Origin of the sequence: Streptomyces sp. CY-1 (assembly GCF_047218265.1) — a bacterium.
GTDB lineage: Bacteria > Actinomycetota > Actinomycetes > Streptomycetales > Streptomycetaceae > Streptomyces > Streptomyces niphimycinicus.
The window spans coordinates 10,590,719-10,607,797 of sequence record NZ_CP178393.1 but is presented as its reverse complement, the minus strand read 5'-3'; the positions used below and the strand labels follow the sequence as shown (position 1 = coordinate 10,607,797).

Below are 17,079 nucleotides of genomic sequence, written 5' to 3'. Positions count from 1 at the left end.
GTGGCTACTTCGCCGCCGGTGCGTAGCTGTGGAGCGGCGGGTACTGGAGACCGGCCTGCGGGGTCGCCGTCACGCCCTTCGCGGTGGCGTAGGCATTGGCCACCACGCTCCAGGGCGCGTTCCACGCCTGGTTGACGACATGGGCGTTGAGCTGCTTGAACAGCGTGTCCCGCGTCGGGCCGGTCGCCTCGCCGATGCGTGTGATGAGGTCCTCGGCCTTGGGGTCGTGGTACTTGAGCGGATTCCAGGTCGAGTTCTTCGTGAGCTGAAGCTGCACCTTGTCCCATCCGGTGGGGGCGCCCAGTTTGAAGTACGACATCGCGTACTTGCCGGACAGTGCGCTGCTGAAGATCTGGTCGCCGGGCACGTTGTCCAGCCTCACCTTGATGCCGATGTCCTTGAGGCTCTGGGTGAGTGCCGCCTGCTCCTGGGGGAAGGCCGTGGAGAGGTCCGGGAGGGTGACGGCGAAGCCGTTCGGATAGCCCGCCTCCGCCAGCAGTTTCCGTGCCTTGGCCGGGTCGTAGGGGTAGGTGTTCTCCAGCCGGGCGTCGTAACCGTCCTCACCGGGTGCGAAAACCTGTGTGGTGGGGGTGCCGAGTCCGGTCTTGGCCGCCTTGAGGATGGCCTTCTTGTCGAACGCGTAGTTGAGCGCCTGCCGGACCTTCAGCTTTCCCAGGGCGGGCACCTTCTTCCCGGCGCGGTCCCATATGTAGAGCCCCTCGATGTCGCCGGGCTGGTAGGTGGCGACCTTCAGGCCGTGGCCCTTGACGGTCGGCACCCGGTTGAGGTTGACCATGCCGCCGTCGATCTGGCCGGACAGCAGCGCGTTGATGCGCGCGGTGGGGTCGGCGAGGTACTTGATGACGACCTTGTTGTAGGGGAACGCCTTCTTGTTCCAGTAGCCGGGGTTGCGCGTGTAGGTGTACGTCTGGCCCGCGATGGTGGCCGACGCGTCCAGCCGGTACGGGCCCGAACCGACCGGAGTCCCGGGGTCCTTGAGCGACCTGGGGCCGGCCATCATCCCGGAGACCTGGCCCAGCGCCGGAAGCAGGGACGCGCTGGGGTGGCTCAGCTCGATGGTCACGGTCTGTCCGTCGACCACCTCGACGCCGCTGATGTCGCGGATCTCACCGGCGGCCGAGGCCGTGCCGCTCCTGGTGTGCAGCAGGTTCCGCCGGACCGCGTCCGCGTCGAGGGCCGTACCGTCGGTGAACGTGACCCCGGTACGCAGCTTCAGCGTGAGCCTCGTCTGGGTCTTGTCGTACGACCACGAGGTGGCCAGGTTGGGGGTGGGCGCGCCGTTCCTGTCGAGCCGGACCAGCGTGTCGAAGACCGGCTGGTAGTACGAGGACTCGGGGCCCAGGCTGGCCTTGGCCAGATCCCATGGCGTGGCCGTGACCGATTCGGCGAGGGTCAGCGTCTGGTCGCCGTCGGCTAGCGCGCCGCCGCCGCAGGCCGTCGCCGTCGCGGTCAGAAGCGCGGCACAACCGATGAACGCCACTGTCTTGCGCATGGTCTTCTCTCCACCTGGTTCACGTGTCGGATCACCTCGATGTCCCCCCGGCTCGTCCTGCCACCGGCCGTGCCCCGGCCGGTCCTGGTCCGTGTCGCCCGGTCATGGCTACGCGTTCCGCCTGGCCCACTCCCCGCACAGCCGCACGCTCTCCTCGGGGGTCGGCCGGGCTCCCCGGTCGACCTCGATGATCAGCCAGCCGTCGAAGTCGTCCGGCAGCGCGCCGACGAACCCCGCGATGTCGGCGTTTCCATGGCCCGGCTCCGACCACAGCCCCGCCAGCACCGTCTTCCGGTAGTCCCAGCCCGCTTCCCTGGCCTCGGCGGCGAGGCCGAGGTCCAGGTCCTTGATGTGGACGCTCGCCACCCGGTCCGCGTAGTCGCGCACCAACTGTGCGGCGTCCGCGCCCGCCCAGGCCAGATGGCCCATGTCCGGTCCGAAGCCGAGGACGGACGCGTCGGTGGTGTCCAGTACGAAGCGGGTCTCCTCCTCGGTCTCCGCCCAGGTGCCCACGTGCGGATGGAAGGCGGGGGTGATCCCCTGTGCCCGGATGATCCCGGCGATCTCGGCCAGCAGGTCCCGTACCCGCTCCAGCCGTCCCCGGTCGGCGAGGTGACCGACCGCGGGGCAAGCCACCCGCTCGGCGTCCTTCGCCATTCCCATGGCGAGGAAGAGGGTGGGCACTCCCAGGGCCGCGTGCTGTTCGGCGGCGCGCGCCGCGTTGTCGCGGAACGTGCGCAGCTCGGCCTCGTCCTCGGTGAGCCGGACGGCGAGATAGCCGGGCGCGGGGCTGATGCCGTGGTCGGCGAGCCGGTCGGCGTACGCCTCGGGTGTCATTTCACCGGGCACGGCGCTGTGCAGGGCGGTGATGCCCGCGTCGCGGATGACCTCCAACTGCCGGTCGAGCGAGGGGGCGAGGGTGGGGTCGATCCAGCCGTCGGCGCTCGCGACCCACTGGAGGGGGTTGATGGCGAGACGGTCCTGCCTGATCTTCATGGTCCATGGCCCTTTCGGTGGCGGTGGCGGTAGCTGTGGCGGTGCCAGTGGCGGTGGCGCGGTCGTACGCCGGTGTCAGTGGGCGGTGCGCGGCTGGGGGCGTTCGCAACTGCTCTCGATCGCCACCACCCGGTTCTCCCGCTGGGCGGTCTCGAAAGCGGTCAGCACCTCGAGGGTGTGGAAGGCGAATCGCGCGTCGGCGCGGTGCGGGCCGCCGTGGAGGGCACCCGCGAGGTCGTGTACGCCGAGGCCGCGGCGGTGCTGCTCGGAGGTGTTCACGGCGCCGAAGAGCGCGGTGACCGGGGTGAGCACCTCCCACTCGTCGTCGTGGTGGCGCTTGACCCGCACATCGCCGTCGAAGCCGTTGGGATTGGGCAGCGAGAGGGTGCCCTCGGTGCCGTAGATCTCCATGCGGGGCAGTTCGGTGTCCCAGACGTCGAAGCTCATCAGGGCGGTGCCGATGGCTCCGGAGGCGAACGTCAGCACGGCCGAGGCGTGGGTGGGGACCTCGACGGTTATCTCGTCGACCACCCGCTCGGGGCTGGTGACCTTGCGGGTCTTCGCGCCGACGCGAGTGGCGGCGGACACCTGCCGGACCGGGCCGAGGCAGTTGACGAGCGCGGCCAGATAGTAGGGGCCCATGTCCAGGACGGGTCCGTCGCCCGGCCCGTAGAAGGCCCGGGGGTCCGGATGCCAGGTCTCCGAGCGGCTGGACCTCACGAAGGCGGTGGCCCCGACGGGTTCGCCGATCAGACCGGTGTCGATCGCGTGCCGGGCGGTCTGCACGGCGCTGCCGAGGAAGGTGTCCGGGGCCGATCCCAGCAGTTTCCCATTGCGCTCGGCGGCGTCGAGGGCCTCGTGGGCCTCCTCGACGGTGGCCGCGAGCGGCTTCTCGACGTAGACGTGCTTGCCCGCCTCCAGCGCCGCGATGACGGTCTTCGCGTGGAACGCCGGCGGGGTGATGTTGATGACGATCTCGACGGCGTCGTCCGCGAGCAGCTCATCGGGACCGCCCCAGGCCGGGATGGCGTATTCGGCCGCGGCACGCTCCGCGCGGGCCGTGTCGGCGTCGGCCACCCGGATCACGTCGAGTTCCGGAAAGGTGCGCAGTCCCTCGACATAGCGGCCGAAGATATTGCCGGCGCCCAGAATTCCGATCCGGTGCCGTGCGGTGTGCTGGGCCATGAGTCTCCTGCGGTCGTGATGTGGTGGTGCACGGGGAGCGGCAGGCGGTCGTCAGGCGACGATCAGCGGGCGCAGGGTGCGGTGGGCGATCTCCAGGCCGGTCTTGACCTTCTCCTCGGTGCCGCCCCACACCGGGTCCTCGTGCTCGATCGAGAGGGTCCCGGTGAATCCGTGCTCGTAGAGGGCGTCCACGACGGCGCTCCAGTCGACCTGGCCACGGCCGGGCACGCGGTAGCGCCACCAGCCGGTGTCCCACGGGTCCTCCCGCTGGACCGCCTTGCCGAAGAACCCGTAGCGGTCCACCTTTCCGGGGAGGATCTGGAGGTCCTTGGCCTGGGCGTGCACGATCCGGTCCGCGTAGGGCGCGATGGTCTGCACCGGATCGACACCGATCCACGTCAGATGCGACGGATCCCAGTTCAGATACAGCCCGAGGGAGAACATCCACTCCCACAGCTCGGGCGAATAGGCGAGGTTGCCCGGATAGCCGTCCGGGTGCCAGCCCTCCATCACACAGTTCTCGATGATCAGGCGGACGCCCTTGTCCCCCGCGTAGTCGACGAGTTCGGGGAAGACCTTCTCGGCCTCTTCCAGATTGGGCGCCACCGGCCGGGTCCAGTCGCGGCCCACGAAGGTGCCCACATACGGGACGTCGAGGGCCGCCGCGGTGTCGATGACCGCCTTGAGGTGGGCGTGGATCTCCGCGCGGCGCGCGGGGTCGGGGTGGAGGTTGTTCTCGTAGTACGCCAGGGCCGAGATGTCGAGGCGGTGGCGCTCGAACAGCCCCCGGATCTCCTCGGCGTCGCGTTCGCCGAATCCGGCCACGGGCAGATGCGCGGCCTCGAAGTCCCGGCCTCCGGTGCGTGGCCAGGCCGCGACCTCCAGGGCCTGGTATCCCGCCCCGCTCGCCCATGCGGCGATCTCGGCGAGGGAGAGCCGGGGCAGACAGGCGGTGAGCATGCCGAGTTTCATGCGGTGGCCTCCAGGGCTATGGCTGTGGGGTCGACATCGGTCCAGGTCAACGACGCGGAAGAGGTCAGCACGGCCTCGACGATCCGTGCCGAGCGGACACCGTCCGCTCCGGTGGGCAATCCCTCGGGCGCATCCCCGCGGATCGCCGCGTAGGCGTCGGTGACAAAGGAGGTGAAGCAATCGGCGTAGCCCTGGGCGTGGCCGGCGGGGAGCCGGGAGAGCCGTCGCTGCTCGGCCGATCCCTGGTCCGGGTCCCGGAACAGCACCCGCGCCCCGTCCGGCGCGCCGAGCCATACCGTCTCGGGATTCTCCTGGTCGAAGACCGCGCTGCCCCGCGCGCCGTCCAGCTCGAACCACAGCCGGTTCTTGCGGCCGGCCGACACCTGGGAAACCGTGAGCGTGGCCAGGGCGCCACCGTCGGTGCGCAGCAGTACGGTCGCCACATCCTCGGTGCGCACCCGCACTCGTGGGCCCCCGCCCCTGGTCGCGAAGCCCGCGCCGGTGCCGGTGGGCCGGGTGGGAACGGTGGTGCCGAGCCTCGCGGTGAGTTCGGTGAAGCGGACTCCGGCCACCCACTCCACGAGGTCGCACCAGTGGGATCCGATGTCCGCGAAGGCCCGGGAGGGGCCGCCGTCGGCCGGATCGACCCGCCAGGACATGGCCTCTTCGGACAGCATCCAGTCCTGTAGATAGCTGCCGTGGAGCAACTGCCAGGCGCCGAATTCGCCACGCAGCCGCCGGTCCCTGAGCTCCCGGACGAGCGGGTGGTAGCGGTAGACGAAGGGGACCGCGAGCACCAGCCCCGCCTCCTGCGCCAGGCTGGTCAGCCGCTCCGCGTCGGCGGCCGAGGTGGCGAGCGGCTTCTCGCAGATCACATGCTTGCCCGCGCGCAGTGCCGCCTCGGCCTGGCCGATATGCAGTGCGTTCGGGGTGCACACATGGACGACCGATACGCCGTCGTCGGCGAGCACCGCCTCGAAGTCGGGGTAGCGGCCCGGTACGTTCCACTCCTCGGCGACTCGGGCACCGCGCTCGGGGGTCGAGGCCACCACTCCGGCGAGATCTCCGCCGCTCGCACGGATCGCGGCCGCGTGCACGGCGCCGATCATCCCGGCACCTGATACCACCGCTCGAAGCGAACCCTTCATCTGATGCACCTCCGTCGTCCTACCGCCGATCGCGGTCTGACGCCGCGCTGCGCATCACCTTGGTTTAGTTCTGGCAGCAAGCACAAGACAGCATATTTAATTTTTTTCAAGACCTAAAAGTGGCCAAATTTTCCGGGTGTTCGCCCTGGAAGCACCTGAAGGGCAAGGTGAAAGGGGAGAACCGTTGACGGACCCAAGGGAGCAACATTACGGTCACTCGAATGCATAAAGACGACGGCTGGGCGGAGGAATCATCCGCCTCCGCATCGGTCCCCCTCGCGCTGCGCCGGGTGCTGGGGCTGGTGATCTCCGGGGAGGCGACCAACCGCGCGGAGCTCGCGCGGCGCAGCGGCCTGGCCCGGTCGACCGTGGGCCAGCAGGTGGAGAATCTCGTCGGCAACGGCATCCTCCAGGAGGTCGAGTCCAGGCGGTCCGTCCGCGGGCGACCGCCCCGGGTGCTGACGATCAGCCCACAGGCCGGCACCGTCGTCGCCGTGGACGTCGACACCACCGCCTCCCATGTGGCCATCGCCGATCTCAGCAGACGGCTGATCGCGCAGGACACGGTCGCCGTCCGGATCGACGCGGGCCCGCGAATCGTGCTGGACGCGGTCTCCGAGCTGCTGCGGAGGCTGCTGGCGGAGTACGACCGCGCCCCCGGCCGGGTGCGTGAGGTGGTCGTCGGCCTGCCGGGTCCGGTGGACTTCCAGCAGGGTTGCGCGGTACAGCCCACCGGCATGCCCGGCTGGGACGGCTACCCCGTCGCCGAGCACCTCCGGGAACGCTTCCGCGCCCCGGTCGTGGTGGACAACGACGTCAATCTGATGGCCCTGGGCGAGGCCGAACAGGGCGGGGCGGAGACGCCCCTGCTCTGCATCAAGATCGCGAGCGGTATCGGGGCGGGCCTGGTCACCGCGGGCGGCGATGTGTACCGCGGCGCCGACGGAGCCGCCGGCGACATCGGCCACACCCGGGCCGTCAGCGGCGGCAATGTCCTGTGTGTCTGCGGCAACGTCGGCTGCGTCGGGGCGATCGCCTCCCACCGCGCCGTCCTGCGCGGCCTAGGCATCCCCGAGTCGACCGACGACGACCCGCTGCACGGCACCCGGGTGCTCGCCCAGCGCGTCGCCGACAGCGACCCGGCCGCACTGCACGCCGTACGCCAGGCGGCCACGGAGGTCGGGGAGGTGGTCGCCGTACTGGTCCATATGTTCAATCCGCGCAGCATCATCCTGGCCGGTCCGCTGAGCGAACTCCGCGACGACCTCGTCTCCGCCGTACGAGCGGCCGTGTACCAGCGCGCCCTCCCGCTGGCCACCCGCAAGCTGACCATCACCGCGACACAGCTCAAGGGCCGCTCCGGGCTCCACGGTGGGATCGCCCTCGCCACGCGGGACGTCTTCGGACCGGCGGGCATCGCACGGCTGCTGGCCGACGAGCCCGGAGCGGCGGGCTAGGCGGGCTCGTCGGGGAGCCCGCCGAGCCCGCCGAGGCCGTCGCCGGACGGGTATCAGGCCACCGGGGCCGGGTAGGTCGGGTACTCCACTCCGGAGACGTACTGGACGACGCGGATGACCTGGCAGGAGTAGCCGAACTCGTTGTCGTACCAGAGGTAGAGGATCGCGTTGTCGCCCTCGACCTTGGTGGCACCGGCGTCGACGATCGAGGCGTGGCGCGAGCCGATGAAGTCGTTGGAGACCGCGTCGGGGGCGCTGGTGAAGTCGATCTGGCGCTTGAGCGGCGAGGTCAGGGACACATCGCGCAGATAGTCCAGGACCTCCTCGCGGCTGGTCTCGCGGGCGAGTTGCAGATTGAGGATGGCGATCGAGACGTCCGGCACCGGGACGCGGATCGAGCTGCCGGTGATCTTCGCCTCGAGGTCGGGCAGGGCCTTCGCGACGGCGGAGGCGGCACCGGTCTCGGTGATGACCATGTTGAGCGGCGCCGAGCGGCCGCGGCGGTCGGACTTGTGGTAATTGTCCAGCAGGTTCTGATCGTTGGTGAACGAGTGGACGGTTTCCACATGGCCGCGCAGGACACCGTACTCGTCGGCCATCGCCTTCAGCGGCGGGACGATCGCGTTGGTGGTGCAGGACGCGCAGGACAGGATCTGCTCGTCCGGCTTGATCGTGTCGTGGTTGACGCCATGGACGACGTTGGGCACATCGCCCTTGCCCGGCGCGGTCAGCACCACCTTGTCGATACCGGGGCGCAGATGCTTCGAGAGTCCTTCGCGGTCGCGCCATTTGCCGGTGTTGTCGATGAGGATGGCGTCCTTGATGCCGTACGCCGTGTAGTCCACCGCCGTCGGGTCGTCGGCGTAGATCACCTTGATCTCGTTGCCGTTGGCGACGATCGTGCTGTTCGCCTCGTCAACGGTGATCGTGCCCTGGAACTGGCCGTGGATGGAGTCGCGGCGCAGCAGCGAGGCGCGCTTGACGAGATCTTCGCCGGCCCGGCCGCCGCCCCCGCGGACGACGATGGCGCGCAGCCGCAGCCCATTGCCGGACCCGGCCTTCTCGATGAGCAGGCGGGCGACGAGGCGGCCGATGCGGCCGAACCCGTAGAGGACGACATCGCGCCCCTCACGGCACTCGATCTTGTTGGCGCCCGTGGCACCGGCGACGGCCTCGGCGGTGAACTCCGCCACCGACAGACCGCGGTCGTCGGCCCGGTATGTCTCGGCGAGCATGCCGATGTCGATCTGGGAGGGGCCCAGGTCGAGCGCGGTGAGCGCCTTCAGGAAGGGCAGGGTGTCGGTGACCGAGAGTTCCGCACCGGCGATCTGGCGGGCGAATCGGTGGGTCTTGAGGATGCTGACGACCGACTTGTTCACCAAGGAGCGGCTGTGCAGCAGGACCGTGACGTCCCGCTCCCGATGCAGCTTCCCGATGACGGGGATCATCGACTCCGCGATCTCCTCGCGGTGCTTCCAGTTGGTGAACGAGTCCTCGTTGAGAGTCACAAATCCATCTTTCGAGCTAGGTGGCGCTCATATGGTAACCCCCCAGCTCATGATGGAACCCAGCACCCCCGGCGGCGACCGGGAAGGAGCCCGTCGAGGAACGGTCGCGGGTGACGGGGCCTCAGGTCGCCGGGCCCGGACTTCTTTCGTATACGGCCGGCGTTTCGCTTATGAATTGCGACGTGGATATCGGCTGCAAAATGGGAATTTAGTGGGCGACACTTTTCGGCCAGCGGCCACCGCGAAACTTACCATTAACAGGAATTTACCAGTGAGAAATACCACTCCCCCAGGGAACAGCGCCCGGTAGCGATCCGCCTCCGGAGAGGTAGATGGTTTTCACAGGCAACCATCTCTGCTGAGTGAAAGGGATGATCACTGTGTGCGGCATCACCGGATGGGTCTCCTACCGCCGCGATCTGACCTCCCATCGCCAGGTCCTCGACGCCATGACCGAGACGATGGCCTGCCGGGGCCCGGACGCGGCCGGAGCGTGGGTGACCGGCAAGGCCGCGCTCGGCCACCGCAGGCTGGCCGTCATCGACCTGCCCGGCGGGGCACAGCCCATGACCGTCGACACCCCCGACGGTCCCGTGAGCATGGTCTACTCCGGTGAGGCGTACAACTTCACCGAACTGCGCGACGAACTGCGCCGCAGGGGCCATGGCTTCACCACCGACTCCGACACCGAGGTCGTCCTGCGCGGCTATGTGGAGTGGGGCGAATCCCTCACCGAGAAGCTGAACGGCATGTACGCCTTCGCCATCTGGGACTCCCGCACCGAAAAGCTGGTGATGGTCCGGGACCGGATGGGCATCAAGCCGTTCTACTACTACGAGACCGACGACGGCGTCCTCTTCGGATCCGAGCCCAAGGCCATCCTCGCCAACCCGCTCGCCGCCCCCGAGGTCGGCATGGACGGGCTGCGGGAGATCTTCTCCTTCGCCAAGACACCGGGGCATGCGATCTGGAAGGGAATGAAGGAGCTGCGCCCCGGCCATATCGCCGTCGTCGACCGCAATGGACTTCGCGAGCAGGCGTACTGGCGCCTGGAGGTCTCCGAGCACACCGATGACCAGGACGCGACCGTCGCCCATGTGCGGGAGCTGCTGGAGGACATCATCGCCCGGCAGCTCGTCGCCGATGTGCCCCGCTGCACCCTGCTCTCCGGGGGGCTCGACTCCTCGGCGATGACCTCGCTCGCCGCCCGCAAACTCGGCGAGCACGGCGAGACCGTCCGCAGCTTCGCCGTGGACTTCCCCGGGCAGGCGGAGAACTTCCGCGCGATCGACGTGGCGCCCAGCGTGGACACCCCGTATGTGCACGCCGTGGCCGAGCATGTGAAATGCGACCACCGGGACATCATGCTCGACGGCTCCGCCCTGTCCGACCCGGCCGTGCGGCAGGCGGCCATCGCGGCCCGGGATCTGCCCACCGGGCTCGGCGACCGGGACAACTCGCTCTATCTGCTGTTCAAGGCCGTTCGCGAACAGTCGACCGTGGCCCTGTCGGGCGAGTCGGCGGACGAGGTCTTCGGCGGCTACCCGTGGTTCCACGACGAGCGGCGCGAGGCCGACACCTTCCCGTGGCTCGCCGGAGGGCTGACGCTCGGCGACACCAAGAGCCTGCTGTCCCAGGACCTCACCGAGAAGCTCGACCTGGACACCTACCTCCATGACCACTACCTCGGCGCCCTGGACGAAGTCCCCCTCAAGGACGGCGAGACCGGCCTGGAGAAGCGCATGCGGCAGGTCTGTTATCTGCATCTCACCCGCATGGTCAATACCCTGCTCGACCGCAAGGACCGGATGAGCATGGCCGTCGGCCTGGAGGTCAGGGTGCCGTTCTGCGACCACCGCCTCGTCTCCTATGTCTTCAACACCCCCTGGTCGCTGAAGACATTCGACGGGCGGGAGAAGAGCATCCTGCGCGAGGCCACCCGCGATGTGCTGCCCGAGTCCGTGGCCAACCGCAAGAAGAGCGGTTACCCCGGCAGCTTCGACCCCGCCTATCTCTCCGCCATCAAGCAGCAGGCGGGCGACCTCATCACCTCGGGACACCAGGCCCTCGAACTGTGCCGCGCCGAGACGCTGAAGGAGGCGATCGCCGCACCGGCGGAGGACATCACCACCCAGCAGCGCGCCATCATCGAACGCGCCCTCGACCTTGCGACATGGATGGACCTGCGCAAGCCCACCCTCACGCTCGACTGACACCCGCGGTTCGACCGCACCGAGAGGGACGGACGGGGACCTGGCCCACCAGGTCCCCGTCCGTCGTCCCGGTGGCCCCGCATCAGCCGCCCCCGCGCGCCGGAGGTTCCACGGCCGCGGAGGGTGCGGCCGTGAGGTAGCGGGTGAGCATCGCGACGAGCTCGTTCTCCAGCCGGGTGGTGTCGATCGACTCGGGCGCGGCGATGAGCACATGGACGACGAGCTCGATCGTGGACACGGTGAGCCGGGCGGCGACATAGGTGTCCTCGACCCGGACCTCGGGATGGCGCTCGAGCAACTCCTGGGTGTAGGCGACCCGCTCCCGCTCATGACGGGCGACCTTCTCGAACAACTCCGGTGAGCGCGGGGCCTGTTCGCCCATGACGCGGAGAAGCTGCGGGTCGTCGAGGTGGTTTTCGATCACGGTGCGCGCGAAACCACGGAGGATCTCCTCGAGGGAATCGGGCTCCTCCTCGTCCTGGCGTTCGCGGATGGCGGCCGCCCCGGCATCGAGATGACGGGTCACCAGCTCGACCAGGATCGCATCCTTGTTCGGGTAGTACTGGTACAGCGAGCCGATCGAGATCCGTGCGTGCTCGGCGATGCGGTTGGTGGTCCCGGCGGCGTAGCCGTATTCGGCGAAAACGTGAGCAGCCGCCGTGAGGATGCGCTGCCGGGTGAGCTCGGCCCGGGCCTGGCGGGGCTGTTTACGTGGCTGAAGTCCGCGACGGCCTGTCGTCATGACACCTCCTGGACGGCGCCTGGAAAGCGAGTGGCGCAAGACCTGAGTAATTACTCACAATGGTGCCATGAACTGCGGCGGAGCGGTGAACCACCGTCGTCGGCAGAGAGCGGGAGGCGACCGGCACGGCCCTCGCGCGCCCGCCGCTCCCCCCGCCCGGAAGGAGTCATCGTGACGCAGACCAGCACCCGCCCCCGACGGCTGTCGCCGGCCGAGGTCCACGCCCGGCTCGGGGATCCCGAAGGCATGACCAAGGACAAGAAGGCCGACCATATCGACGAGCACTTCCGCCTCTTCATCGCGCACTCCCCCTTCCTGACCCTGGCCACGGCGGACGCGGCGGGGCGCGCCGACTGCTCGCCCCGTGGCGACTACCCGGGCTTTGTGAAGGTCCTCGACGGCCGTACGCTCGCGATTCCCGACCGCCCCGGCAACAAGATCGCCGACTCCTTCCGCAATCTCGCCGAGAACGACGGGGTCGGGCTGCTCTTCCTCATCCCCGGGATGCGGGAGACCCTGCGGGTCAACGGCCGTGGCTATCCCACCGATGAGCCCGATGTACTCGCCCGGATGCAGACCGAGGCCAGCGAACCGGTGCTGGCGATCGTCGTCGAGGTGGCGGAGGCATACTTCCACTGCGGCCGCTCGCTGATCCGCTCCCGGCTGTGGGACCCCGCGAGCCAGGCCCTGGCCGACGAGATGCCGTCGGTCGGTGAGACCGCCGCCGCCCAAATGGGGATGGACATCGATCCGATGGTGCTCACACACGCTCTCGAAGAGAGCTACCGCAAACTCTACTGACCACGGCACAAGGTGAATCGCGATGCAACAGACCATCGTCGGCGCCATCGAGCGGGTGGCCGAAGACGTCGTATCCCTCGTCCTGAAAGGCGCCACCGGTCCGCTGGCGCCCTGGGAGCCGGGGGCCCATATCGACCTGGCCCTGCCGAACTGGCTGACCCGGCAGTACTCGCTGTGCGGCGACCCGGCGGACCGGGAGTCCTATCGCGTCGCGGTGCGGCACGACCGCCTCAGCCGGGGCGGTTCGGAGTACATCCACCGGTTTCTGCGCCAGGGCCGCACCCTGGACGTGTCGCTGCCGCGGAACCATTTCCCGCTCCTCCCCGCGCCGGAGTATCTCTTCCTGGCCGGCGGGATCGGCATCACCCCGATCCTGCCGATGCTGCGCGCGGCGGCGGCATCGGGCGTCCCGGCGTCGCTCGTCTACGTGGGACAGTCGGTCGCGTCCATGCCCTTCGCCGACGAACTGCGCTCCCGCTACGGCGATCGGGTCCGGATCATCGCCACCCGAGAGCAGGGCAGGCCGGACTTCGCCGCTCTGGCAGCCGCGCTGAACCCCGGTGCCGTGGTCTATGCCTGCGGCCCCGGACCGATGCTCGCCGCGGCCGAGGCCGCGTTCCCGGCCGGACGGCTGCACGCGGAGCTGTTCCGCCCGGTGGCCAGGTCGTTCGCCCCCAACACGGCGTTCGAGGCGGTGTGCGCGCGGTCGGGGCGGACGGTTCAGGTGCCGGCCGACGAGTCGCTGCTGGACGCCCTGACCCACGCCGGATATCCGGTGGCGTCCGGATGCCGCGAAGGGGTCTGCGGCAGTTGCGAAATCGCCGTCGTCGACGGCGAGCCCGAGCACCGGGACGCCATCGGCGCCCCCGCGGGCCGGATGTACGCCTGTGTGTCCCGCGCCCTGTCCCCGCGGCTCGTCGTGGACCTGTGACCCCACGGCGAGCGGACTTAAGCGGAAGGCGAGGAAAGACGTGTTGCCCAAGGTGCGCACACCAGAATCACGGCGAATGATCACGCTGGAGGTACGCGGGAACACCACGCTGACACCCGGCTTCTCGACCATCACGCTCGGCGGCCCGGAACTGGAGCATCTGAAGCCCACCGGTTTCGACCAGACCGTGCGGCTGTTCTTTCCCCGCGAGGGGCAGGACAGGCTGAGAATGCCGAAGCTCTCCAGCGAGGCGTGGATGGCGGAGATTCTCCTGCTGCCGAAATCACGCAGGCCCTGGGTGCGCAACTTCACCATCCGCCGCGCCCGGCCCGAACTCGGCGAAGTGGACATCGAGTTCGCCCTGCACGGCGACACCCCGGCCTCCGCATGGGCCCGGCGCGCCCGGCCCGGGGACCCGGCGGGCATCTTCGACATGGGCGTGAGCTATCTGCCGCCCGCTCATGCCGAATGGCAACTGCTCGCCGGGGACGAGAGCGCCGTACCGGCGATCCTCGCCATCCTCGAGCACGCTCCGGCGTCACTGGCCGCGGAGGTCTTCCTGGAGGTTTCCGGGACCGCCGACATCCGCGCGGACATCACCGCTCCCGGAGGCGTACGGGTGCGGTGGCTGGCCCGGGACGGCGCGGACGCGCTGCCCGGCAGACTGGCCCTCGACGCGGTCAGGAAGTCGTCGCTGCGGCCGGGGCGGTTCTACACCTGGGGCGCCGGAGAGGCCGGAATGGCCACCGGGGTGCGCCGCCATCTGGTGCGGGACCGCGGCGTACCGAAGCCGGACATCGCGTTCTTCGGGTACTGGCGGCACGGCCGCTCGAGCCCCGGCTGACCCTGCCGCTGTGCCGATGCGGTGTGCTCACACCGGTGGTTGCGGTGTGCTCACACCGGCGGTTGCGGGTCGTACTGGATGCCACGCCGCACCTGACGTGCGCGCTCCGGCGAGGTCAGCCGGGCGACCAGATGAAGAGCCATGTCGATACCGGCCGAGACCCCCGCGGAGGTGATCATGTCACCGTCGTCGACGAACCGCTCCTCGGGCCGTACGTCGATCGTCGGGTCGAGCTCGGCGAGCAGGTCCAGCGACCCCCAGTGCGTGGTCGCGGGCCGCCCGGCCAGCAGCCCGGCCGCCGCGTAGACCAGCGAGCCCGTGCACACGCTGGTCATCAGGGGAACCGAGCGCCGCTGGGACCGGACCCACTCCAGGTGCTGCTCGTCCTCGAGCTGGGGCCGGGTCCCCCGGCCGCCGGGGTGCAGCAGCACATCCAGTGGGGGCAGGTCGGCCATCGCCTGATGTGCCTCGATGGTGAGCCCCTTCGCGCAGGTCACGGGGTTGCCGTCGGCGGAGAGGCAGAACACCTGCCACCCGTCCTCGGCGAAGGTGTGCGTCCAGTAGGACAGCACCTCCCATGGACCGATGGCGTCGAGTTCTTCCACGTCCGGGAACAGCAGGATCCCGATCTTCCGCGTATCCGCATGGGCCATACGGTGATCCAACCAGACCCGCCCCCGCTCGGCCATGGGTTCCCCGCGAGGCCGCCGAGCGCCACCGGTGGCCTCGCTCGCCGCCCTGGTGCGGTCGCGGGCGGCCGGTCAGTACGGCAGCGGCCGGTTCTCCCGCGCCCAGATCTGTTCGGCTTCGCTGCGCGGGGGCGGCGGCGCCATCCCGTCGATCATCCAGAGATCCCGGGGCGTCTCGTCGATATGGAACTCGCAGTACAGCCCGCGGTCCCGGGTGTGCGGGGCCAGCACACGGTCGAGCCCCTCGACGGACCTCTTCCTCGTCTCGGGGTCCGACAAGTGGCGGGCGATGTGCTCGATCACGACCCGGACGGTGCGATTCGACGGCTCGCCACCGACCAGGAACGAGGACTCCGGGACGTCGTGGAACAGGGTGACGACGTAGAACTTCGGCAGACCGACCTGGGTGTAGTACTCCGTGACGTCCGCGGCGAATTTCCGCTTCTGCTCGGCGGAGTAGGCGTCGACCGGATGGTAGATGTGCCACAGGGGCATGGCTCTCTCTCTCCTTCGAGGAAGAGTGACGTCGAACGGTGGCGACGAGCGGTCAGCGTCCGAGGAGAAGGGTGAGCCCCTCCACCGGCCCGGCGAGCGCCGCCTTCATCTGCCGGGTCACATCGTCGACGAGCACCTCGTCGGCGCCGTTCTCGACGCCGTCCAGAACCGCCTCCGCGACCTCGGCCGGGGAGATCTTCTGACTCGGGATCCCGGCGACCATGTCGGTGTCGGCGAGCCCGAGGTGCACGCCGACCACCTGGGTCCCCTGCTCCGCCAGCTCTATCCGGAGAGAGTTCGTGATCGACCACAGCGCGGCCTTCGAGGCGCCGTAGGCGGCAGCGCCCGCGCCCCAGGACAGCACGGAGTGCATGTCCACCAGCGCGCCGCCGCCGTTCGCCGACAGGACCGGGGCGAACTCACGTGCCACCCGGAGAGGCCCGAAGACATTCGTTTCGAACGTCGCCACCACATCGGCCATGTCCGACTTCAGCAGCGGCGAGGGCAACAGCACCCCCGCGTTGTTGATGACGATGTTCACATCCGCGGCCCGGTCGGCGAGAGCGGCGACCGCGTCCGGATCGTTGACATCGAGGGAAACGGCCTCGACCCGCGGGTCCTCGCCGGGGCTGGGCTTCCGCGCGGTCGCGTAGACCTTCGCCGCGCCACGCCCGAGCAATGCCTCCACGAATGCCTTGCCGATGCCACGTTGACCTCCGGTCACCAGCACCACGGAACCATCGATCGCAACCATGCCGGACCCTCCTCGTCCCAGAGCGCGCTCGAACCGGCAGGGGCGGCGGACCGTGAGGCGGCCGTCCCTGTGGCGCGCTAAATAGATTACTAGCATCATCTATAACGGGCCGCAAATATCATCGGTGCGGTACCGGCATCCCGTACGCGAGTCCGGCAACCTACGCAGAAGGAAGTACCGACCATGCCCCGAGCATCCCGAGCCGAGGCCGAGCGCCACCGCGAGCAGGTGATCGCGGCCACCGCGAAGCTGGTGCGCACCCACGGCGCCGACAAGGTGAGCGTTCCCCAGGCGATGGCGGCGGCGGGTCTGACCCACGGCGGGTTCTACCGCCACTTCGCCTCGAAGGACGATCTGATCGCCCAGGCGTGCTCGGCCGCGTTCGCCGAACGCCTCGCGGACATGGAGGAACCCCCCGAGGGCGAGGACCCGGGCGAGGAGCGCGACCGCGGCGTCCGGGCCGCTTTCCTGGCCGCCTATCTGTCCGCCCCGCACCGCGACAACCCCGGACTGGGGTGCGCCGCCGCGGCGCTGGCGGTGGACGCCGCACGCGCGGAGCCCGGCGACCCGCTCAAGGGGGCGTTCGGCGAGGGTCTGCGCAAGCTGATCGACGCGATGCAGCGAAACGCGAGGAAGTCCGGCGGCACCGCGGCCGGCGAGGAGTCCGTCCTCGTCGAACTGTCCACCATGGTCGGGGCGTTGGTCCTGTCACGGGCCTGCGCGGGCGACGACCTGTCGGACCGCATCCTGGCGGCGGTACGCGACCACGTCCTCGGCGACGATGAGCACACACCCGGCAGGCAGGACACTTCCGAGACCGCCGGGTGAAGC

General features: G+C 69.4%; 16 protein-coding genes. 6 read left to right on the top strand and 10 right to left on the bottom strand.

The annotated features are described in order from the left end of the window. Positions 1 to 4: 4 nt before the first annotated feature. The 5 genes from ACK1X7_RS44845 to ACK1X7_RS44825 form a co-directional block, all read right to left on the bottom strand. Positions 5 to 1,513 carry an ABC transporter substrate-binding protein gene (locus ACK1X7_RS44845; protein ID WP_413116651.1) on the bottom strand — a complete coding sequence of 503 codons (1,509 nt, stop codon included), beginning with the start codon at positions 1,511 to 1,513 and terminating at the stop codon, positions 5 to 7. 108 nt (positions 1,514 to 1,621) lie between these two features. Continuing rightward, the gene (locus ACK1X7_RS44840; RefSeq protein WP_413116650.1) at positions 1,622 to 2,509 is read right to left on the bottom strand and encodes a sugar phosphate isomerase/epimerase family protein; all 888 of its coding nucleotides are present in this window, start codon (positions 2,507 to 2,509) and stop codon (positions 1,622 to 1,624) included. 75 nt (positions 2,510 to 2,584) lie between these two features. Then, a complete protein-coding gene (locus ACK1X7_RS44835) occupies positions 2,585 to 3,694 on the bottom strand; it encodes a Gfo/Idh/MocA family protein (RefSeq protein WP_413116649.1) in 1,110 nt (369 codons plus the stop codon). Positions 3,695 to 3,745: 51 nt separating this feature from the next. Continuing rightward, positions 3,746 to 4,666: a sugar phosphate isomerase/epimerase family protein gene (locus ACK1X7_RS44830; protein ID WP_385146963.1), complete on the bottom strand. Its 921-nt coding sequence runs from the start codon at positions 4,664 to 4,666 to the stop codon at positions 3,746 to 3,748. Then, entirely contained in the window at positions 4,663 to 5,814 is a 1,152-nt protein-coding gene (locus tag ACK1X7_RS44825) for a Gfo/Idh/MocA family protein (RefSeq protein WP_413116648.1), read from the bottom strand. Before ACK1X7_RS44825 ends, ACK1X7_RS44830 begins: the two co-directional genes overlap by 4 nt. A 221-nt stretch (positions 5,815 to 6,035) precedes the next feature. Here ACK1X7_RS44825 and ACK1X7_RS44820 point away from each other — a divergent pair, with 221 nt between their 5' ends. After that, complete coding sequence (locus ACK1X7_RS44820; RefSeq protein WP_390794988.1) at positions 6,036 to 7,271, top strand: ROK family transcriptional regulator; 1,236 nt, start codon at positions 6,036 to 6,038, stop codon at positions 7,269 to 7,271. A gap of 53 nt (positions 7,272 to 7,324) precedes the next feature. On the opposite strand, the gene ACK1X7_RS44815 is transcribed toward ACK1X7_RS44820, so the two are convergent. Next, positions 7,325 to 8,779, bottom strand: a complete 1,455-nt coding sequence (locus tag ACK1X7_RS44815) for a glyceraldehyde-3-phosphate dehydrogenase (protein ID WP_390794989.1) — start codon at positions 8,777 to 8,779, stop codon at positions 7,325 to 7,327. Positions 8,780 to 9,159: 380 nt separating this feature from the next. On the opposite strand from ACK1X7_RS44815, the gene asnB reads away from it, so the two are divergent. After that, positions 9,160 to 10,992: an asparagine synthase (glutamine-hydrolyzing) gene (gene asnB, locus ACK1X7_RS44810; RefSeq protein ID WP_385158410.1), complete on the top strand. Its 1,833-nt coding sequence runs from the start codon at positions 9,160 to 9,162 to the stop codon at positions 10,990 to 10,992. A gap of 82 nt (positions 10,993 to 11,074) precedes the next feature. Here asnB and ACK1X7_RS44805 read toward each other — a convergent pair whose 3' ends face one another. Then, complete coding sequence (locus ACK1X7_RS44805) at positions 11,075 to 11,734, bottom strand: TetR/AcrR family transcriptional regulator (protein WP_413116647.1); 660 nt, start codon at positions 11,732 to 11,734, stop codon at positions 11,075 to 11,077. A 171-nt stretch (positions 11,735 to 11,905) separates the two neighbouring features. Between ACK1X7_RS44805 and ACK1X7_RS44800 the strand changes: the two genes are divergently transcribed. The 3 genes from ACK1X7_RS44800 to ACK1X7_RS44790 all read left to right on the top strand — a co-directional run bounded on the left by ACK1X7_RS44800 (position 11,906) and on the right by ACK1X7_RS44790 (position 14,310). Further along, positions 11,906 to 12,535 carry an MSMEG_1061 family FMN-dependent PPOX-type flavoprotein gene (locus ACK1X7_RS44800; RefSeq protein WP_361504365.1) on the top strand — a complete coding sequence of 210 codons (630 nt, stop codon included), beginning with the start codon at positions 11,906 to 11,908 and terminating at the stop codon, positions 12,533 to 12,535. A 22-nt stretch (positions 12,536 to 12,557) separates the two neighbouring features. Beyond that, a complete protein-coding gene (locus tag ACK1X7_RS44795) occupies positions 12,558 to 13,466 on the top strand; it encodes a PDR/VanB family oxidoreductase (RefSeq protein ID WP_385157291.1) in 909 nt (302 codons plus the stop codon). 76 nt (positions 13,467 to 13,542) lie between these two features. Further along, positions 13,543 to 14,310 carry a siderophore-interacting protein gene (locus ACK1X7_RS44790; protein WP_413116646.1) on the top strand — a complete coding sequence of 256 codons (768 nt, stop codon included), beginning with the start codon at positions 13,543 to 13,545 and terminating at the stop codon, positions 14,308 to 14,310. Between the two features lie 50 nt (positions 14,311 to 14,360). Here ACK1X7_RS44790 and ACK1X7_RS44785 read toward each other — a convergent pair whose 3' ends face one another. The 3 genes from ACK1X7_RS44785 to ACK1X7_RS44775 all read right to left on the bottom strand — a co-directional run bounded on the left by ACK1X7_RS44785 (position 14,361) and on the right by ACK1X7_RS44775 (position 16,248). Continuing rightward, positions 14,361 to 14,963, bottom strand: a complete 603-nt coding sequence (locus tag ACK1X7_RS44785; RefSeq protein ID WP_385157297.1) for a DJ-1/PfpI family protein — start codon at positions 14,961 to 14,963, stop codon at positions 14,361 to 14,363. Positions 14,964 to 15,071: 108 nt separating this feature from the next. After that, a complete protein-coding gene (locus ACK1X7_RS44780) occupies positions 15,072 to 15,494 on the bottom strand; it encodes a tautomerase family protein (protein ID WP_385157300.1) in 423 nt (140 codons plus the stop codon). Positions 15,495 to 15,546: 52 nt separating this feature from the next. Further along, positions 15,547 to 16,248, bottom strand: a complete 702-nt coding sequence (locus tag ACK1X7_RS44775; RefSeq protein ID WP_385157303.1) for an SDR family oxidoreductase — start codon at positions 16,246 to 16,248, stop codon at positions 15,547 to 15,549. 183 nt (positions 16,249 to 16,431) lie between these two features. Here ACK1X7_RS44775 and ACK1X7_RS44770 point away from each other — a divergent pair, with 183 nt between their 5' ends. Next, positions 16,432 to 17,076 carry a TetR/AcrR family transcriptional regulator gene (locus ACK1X7_RS44770; RefSeq protein ID WP_385157306.1) on the top strand — a complete coding sequence of 215 codons (645 nt, stop codon included), beginning with the start codon at positions 16,432 to 16,434 and terminating at the stop codon, positions 17,074 to 17,076. Positions 17,077 to 17,079 lie beyond the last annotated feature (3 nt).